Below are 4,400 nucleotides of genomic sequence, written 5' to 3' on the forward strand. Positions count from 1 at the left end.
TCCGGGGCCACGGTGGCGGGCCCGGCGACCGCGCCGGCTGAGCGTCCACGGTCCCCTGCCCGGGCGAGCCGACGAGGTCCCCGGATCAGGCCGGCTTCAGGACCCGTCGTCGGGTCGGGCGTCCCGGACCGCTCCACCGCCGGGGTCCCCGGTGCGTGCGGTGTCCCCGGCGTGCGTGGAGCCCCCCGTGTCCCCGCCACGATCCACGAGGGCGTCGCTGTCCCCCCGGTCGCTCCGGTCGTCGCCGTTGTTCCGGTCGTCGTCCCGATCACCGTCGTTCCGGTCGTCGTCGGGGCTGCGCAGTGTCTCCGGCGCCTCCCGGGGGCCGCGCCGACCGGCCAGCAGGACGTACGTCACCGCCCCGGCGAAGACCAGCATCGACGTCCACACGTTGACCCGGAGGCCGAGGATCTCGTTCGCCTCGTCGGCGCGCATCAGCTCGATCCAGAACCGGCCCGCCGTGTACCCGGCGACGTAGAGGGCGAACACCCGCCCGTGGCCGAGGCGGAACCGCCGGTCGGCCCACACCACCAGCAGCGCCACCCCGAGGTTCCACAGCAGCTCGTAGAGGAAGGTCGGGTGCACCACGGTGAGCGGCACGTCGCTGACGGCCACACCGTTCAGCGGCCCCGGGTTGTCCGGGGTGCAGGTGGCGGGTGGGACACCCCCCGTGCCGCGGCAGTAGATCTCCAGGCCCCACGGCAGATCCGTCGGCCCGCCGTAGAGCTCCTGGTTGAAGTAGTTGCCGAGCCTGCCGATCGCCTGGGCGACGACGATGCCCGGCGCGACCGCGTCGGCCACGGCGGGCAGCGGGATCCCCCGGCGGCGGCACGCGATCCACGCGCCCACCGCGCCCAGCGCGATGGCACCCCAGATGCCCAGTCCGCCGTCCCAGATGTAGAGGGCACGGACGGGATCCCGGCCTTCGCCGAAGTAGAGCTGCCAGTCGGTGAGCACGTGGTAGAGCCGGCCGCCGATCAGCCCGAACGGCACGGCGAACACCGCGATGTCCACGATCGTGCCCTTGGTGCCGCCCCGGGCGACCCAGCGGCGCTCGCCCCACCAGATGGCGACGACGATGCCGGCGATGATGCACAGCGCGTACGCCCGCAGGGGGAACGGGCCGATCTCCCACACGCCCCGGTCCGGGCTGGGGATGGTCGCGAGGAAGGTGGTCGCGGCGGTGGTCACCGGGCCACCGTAGCGCGCGGGCACACCGCCGGGACGGGGGCCTCGGGCCCGATCACGCCCCGTGCGCCGGACGGCGGACGCCGTCGGCGAGTTCGGCGGTCAGCTCCGCCACCGCCGTGGGACCGTCGGCCGCCTTCGCCACCAGGGCCGAGCCGACGATCACCGCGTCGGCGAATCCCGCCACCTCAGCGGCCTGCTCCCCCGAACGGACGCCCAGTCCGACCCCGACCGGCAGATCGGTGTGCGCGCGGGTGCGGCGCACCAGCTCCGCCGCATTCGCGCCGACCGACTCCCGCGCACCGGTGACCCCCATCACGGCGGTCGCGTAGACGAAGCCGGTGGTGGCCTTCGTGGTGAGCGCAAGACGCGCGTCCGACGAGGACGGCGCCACCAGGAAGATGCGGTCCAGCCCGTGCTCGTCGGAGGCGGTCACCCACTCCGGCGCCTCGTCCGGGGTCAGGTCCGGAGTGATCATCCCCAGTCCGCCCGCCGCGGCGAGGTCGCGGGCGAAGGCGTCCACGCCGTAGCGGTGCACGGGGTTCCAGTACGTCATCACCACCGCACGCCCACCCCGGGCGGCCACGGACTCCACGACCTCGAACAGGTGCTTGAGCCGGAAGCCGCTTCGCAGCGCCTCGTCCGCGGCGGCCTGGATGGTGGGCCCGTCCATCACCGGGTCGGAGTAAGGTACCCCGACCTCCACGAGATCGGTGCCCGCGTCCAGGGTGGCGGCCAGGAGCTCCTTCGATCCGTCGACGGTCGGATACCCCGCGGGCAGATAGGCCACCAGTGCACCACGCTGTTCGTCCCTCGTCCGGCCGAACAGCTCGTCGAGCCTGCTCACACGTCCTCCACGAGGTTGAAGTAGCGGGCGGCCGTGTCCACGTCCTTGTCCCCGCGGCCGGACAGGCTGACCACGATCGTCGCACCCGCGCCGAGTTCGCGGCCGAGGGTCAGGGCCCCGGCGAGCGCGTGCGCCGACTCGATCGCGGGAATGATCCCCTCGGTCTTCGACAGCAGCTGGAAGGCGTCCATCGCCTCGGCGTCGGTGACCGCGCGGTACTCGGCGCGGCCGCTGTCCTTGAGCCAGGAGTGCTCCGGCCCCACTCCCGGGTAGTCGAGCCCCGCCGAGATCGAGTACGCCTCGGTGGTCTGTCCGTCGTCGTCCTGCAGCAGGTACGACAGGGCACCGTGCAGCGTTCCGGGGCTCCCCTTCGTCAGGGTGGCGCCGTGCCGGTCGGTGTCCAGCCCCTTGCCGCCCGGCTCCATCCCGACCAGCCGCACATCCGTGTCGTCGAGGAAGCCGTGGAAGATGCCGATCGCGTTCGACCCGCCCCCGACGCACGCGGCGACGGCGTCGGGCAGCCGTCCGGTCGCGTCGAGGATCTGCGCGCGCGCCTCCTCGCCGATGACCGTGTGGAAGTTGCGCACCATCAGCGGGAACGGGTGTGCCCCCGCGGCGGTACCCAGCAGGTAGTGCGTGGTGTCCACATTGGTCACCCAGTCGCGCAGGGCCTCGTTGATGGCGTCCTTGAGGGTGCGCGAGCCGGTGGCCACGGGCACGACCTCCGCGCCGAGCAGCCGCATCCGGGCGACGTTGAGGGCCTGCCGCCGCGTGTCCAGCTCGCCCATGTAGACCACGCATTCGAGCCCGAGCAGCGCGCACGCCGTGGCCGTGGCCACCCCGTGTTGGCCCGCCCCGGTCTCGGCGATGACCCGGGTCTTGCCCATCCGCCGGGTGAGCAGGGCCTGCCCGAGCACGTTGTTGATCTTGTGAGATCCGGTGTGGTTGAGGTCCTCCCGCTTGAGGAAGATCCGGGCCCCACCCGCGTGTTCGGCGAACCGGGGTGCCTCGGTCAGGCGCGACGGCCTGCCCGCGTAGTCGGACAGCAGCCGGGAGAACTCGGCCTCGAACGCCGGGTCCTGCCGCGCCTTGTCGTACTCGGCGGCCAGTTCGTCGAGCGCGCCCATGAGCGCCTCGGGCAGGAACCGCCCCCCGTAGGGGCCGAAGTGCCCGCGGGGGTCCGGGTCGTGTCCGGTCGGCGGCGTGGGGTGCGTACTCACCGGCTCGGCCTCGGGCATGCCGGGTGCGATCCCGCCGTGACGAGCTTGACCAGCGCGTTCTTCGGATCGTCGGTAGCGACCAGCCCCTCGCCGACGAGCACCGCGTCCGCGCCGTGGCCCGCGTAGGCCATCAGGTCCCCGGGGCCGCGCACACCGGATTCGGCGATCTTGAAGGTGTCCATCGGCAGTCCCGGGGCCAGCCTGCTGAACACGTCCCGGTCCACTTCGAGGGTGTGCAGGTTGCGCGCGTTGATCCCGACGACCGACGCACCGGCCTCCAGGGCCCGGTCCGCCTCCTCGGCGTTGTGCACCTCGACCAGGGCGGTCATGCCCAGCGACTCCACCCGGTCGAGCAGGGACACCAGCGCGCTCTGCTCCAGCGCCGCGGCGATCAGCAGGATCATGTCGGCGCCGTGCAGCCGGGCCTCGTGGACCTGGTACGGGCTGACGATGAAGTCCTTGCGCAGCACGGGGACGTCCACCGCGGCCCGCACCGCGTCGAGGTCCGACAGCGACCCGCCGAAGCGGCGGCGCTCGGTGAGCACGCTGATCACCCGCGCACCCGCGTCCTCGTAGTCCTTCGCCAGCGTCGCGGGTTCCGGGATCGCGGCCAGCTCGCCCTTGGACGGGCTGCGCCGCTTGACCTCGGCGATCACCCCGATCCCGGACTCACGCAACGAGCCCATCACGTCCCGCGGTGCCGGCGCGTGTTCCGTGCGCCGCTTCAGCTCGTCGAACGGTAGTGCCGCCTCGCGTTCCGCGAGATCGGCCCGGACGTCGGAGATGATGTCTTCGAGAACGCTCACCGGGCGGCCCCACCGGGAGTCACGACTGTTGATTCACTCGCAAGGTGGCTCACAAAAACCTTCCCCTTCCCGCCGGACCGATGCTAACCCGCACGGTGTCGTGCATCGGCTCCGGGTCGGATTCGCCGTGCCTGCCGGGAACAAACACCGGTGTCACCGTTCGCGTGCCGTCGGATCCTCTCCCTCGGTGAGCGCGTTCCACAGTTCCGTGTCGTCGTCGCGTGCCCGGTCGGGTGCCGTGCCGTCCCGCGCGGACGTGGACCGCCGCGCCGTCGTCGGCGCGGAGTATTTCGCCCCCATCCGGGGCATGGCGGGCCCGCGCCACGCCGCCACGGCTCC

At 72.6% G+C, this 4,400-nt stretch carries 5 protein-coding genes; all 5 read right to left on the reverse strand.

The window, feature by feature from the left end; translation table 11 throughout:
* Nucleotides 1–96: 96 nt before the first annotated feature.
* The gene (lgt, locus tag SACHA_RS0100665) at nt 97–1,191 is read right to left on the reverse strand and encodes a prolipoprotein diacylglyceryl transferase (RefSeq protein ID WP_019806367.1); all 1,095 of its coding nucleotides are present in this window, start codon (nt 1,189–1,191) and stop codon (nt 97–99) included.
* Nucleotides 1,192–1,243: 52 nt separating this feature from the next.
* A complete protein-coding gene (gene trpA / locus SACHA_RS0100670; protein ID WP_019806368.1) occupies nt 1,244–2,035 on the reverse strand; it encodes a tryptophan synthase subunit alpha in 792 nt (263 codons plus the stop codon).
* Nucleotides 2,032–3,273: a tryptophan synthase subunit beta gene (trpB, locus tag SACHA_RS0100675; RefSeq protein ID WP_019806369.1), complete on the reverse strand. Its 1,242-nt coding sequence runs from the start codon at nt 3,271–3,273 to the stop codon at nt 2,032–2,034. Before trpB ends, trpA begins: the two co-directional genes overlap by 4 nt.
* Nucleotides 3,252–4,061: an indole-3-glycerol phosphate synthase TrpC gene (trpC, locus tag SACHA_RS0100680; protein ID WP_019806370.1), complete on the reverse strand. Its 810-nt coding sequence runs from the start codon at nt 4,059–4,061 to the stop codon at nt 3,252–3,254. Before trpC ends, trpB begins: the two co-directional genes overlap by 22 nt.
* Nucleotides 4,062–4,214: 153 nt before the next feature.
* A partial coding sequence (locus SACHA_RS23525) for a Trp biosynthesis-associated membrane protein (RefSeq protein ID WP_028662758.1) occupies nt 4,215–4,400 on the reverse strand: 186 nt, incomplete at its 5' end.

Origin of the sequence: Saccharomonospora halophila 8, from assembly GCF_000383775.1 — a bacterium.
GTDB classification, from domain to species: Bacteria; Actinomycetota; Actinomycetes; order Mycobacteriales; family Pseudonocardiaceae; genus Saccharomonospora; species Saccharomonospora halophila.

Excerpts from the sequence above, each read along its gene's own strand:
- trpB (WP_019806369.1), bottom strand. The coding sequence starts at position 3,273 with ATGCCCGAGGCCGAGCCGGTGAGTACGCACCCCACGCCGCCGACCGGA.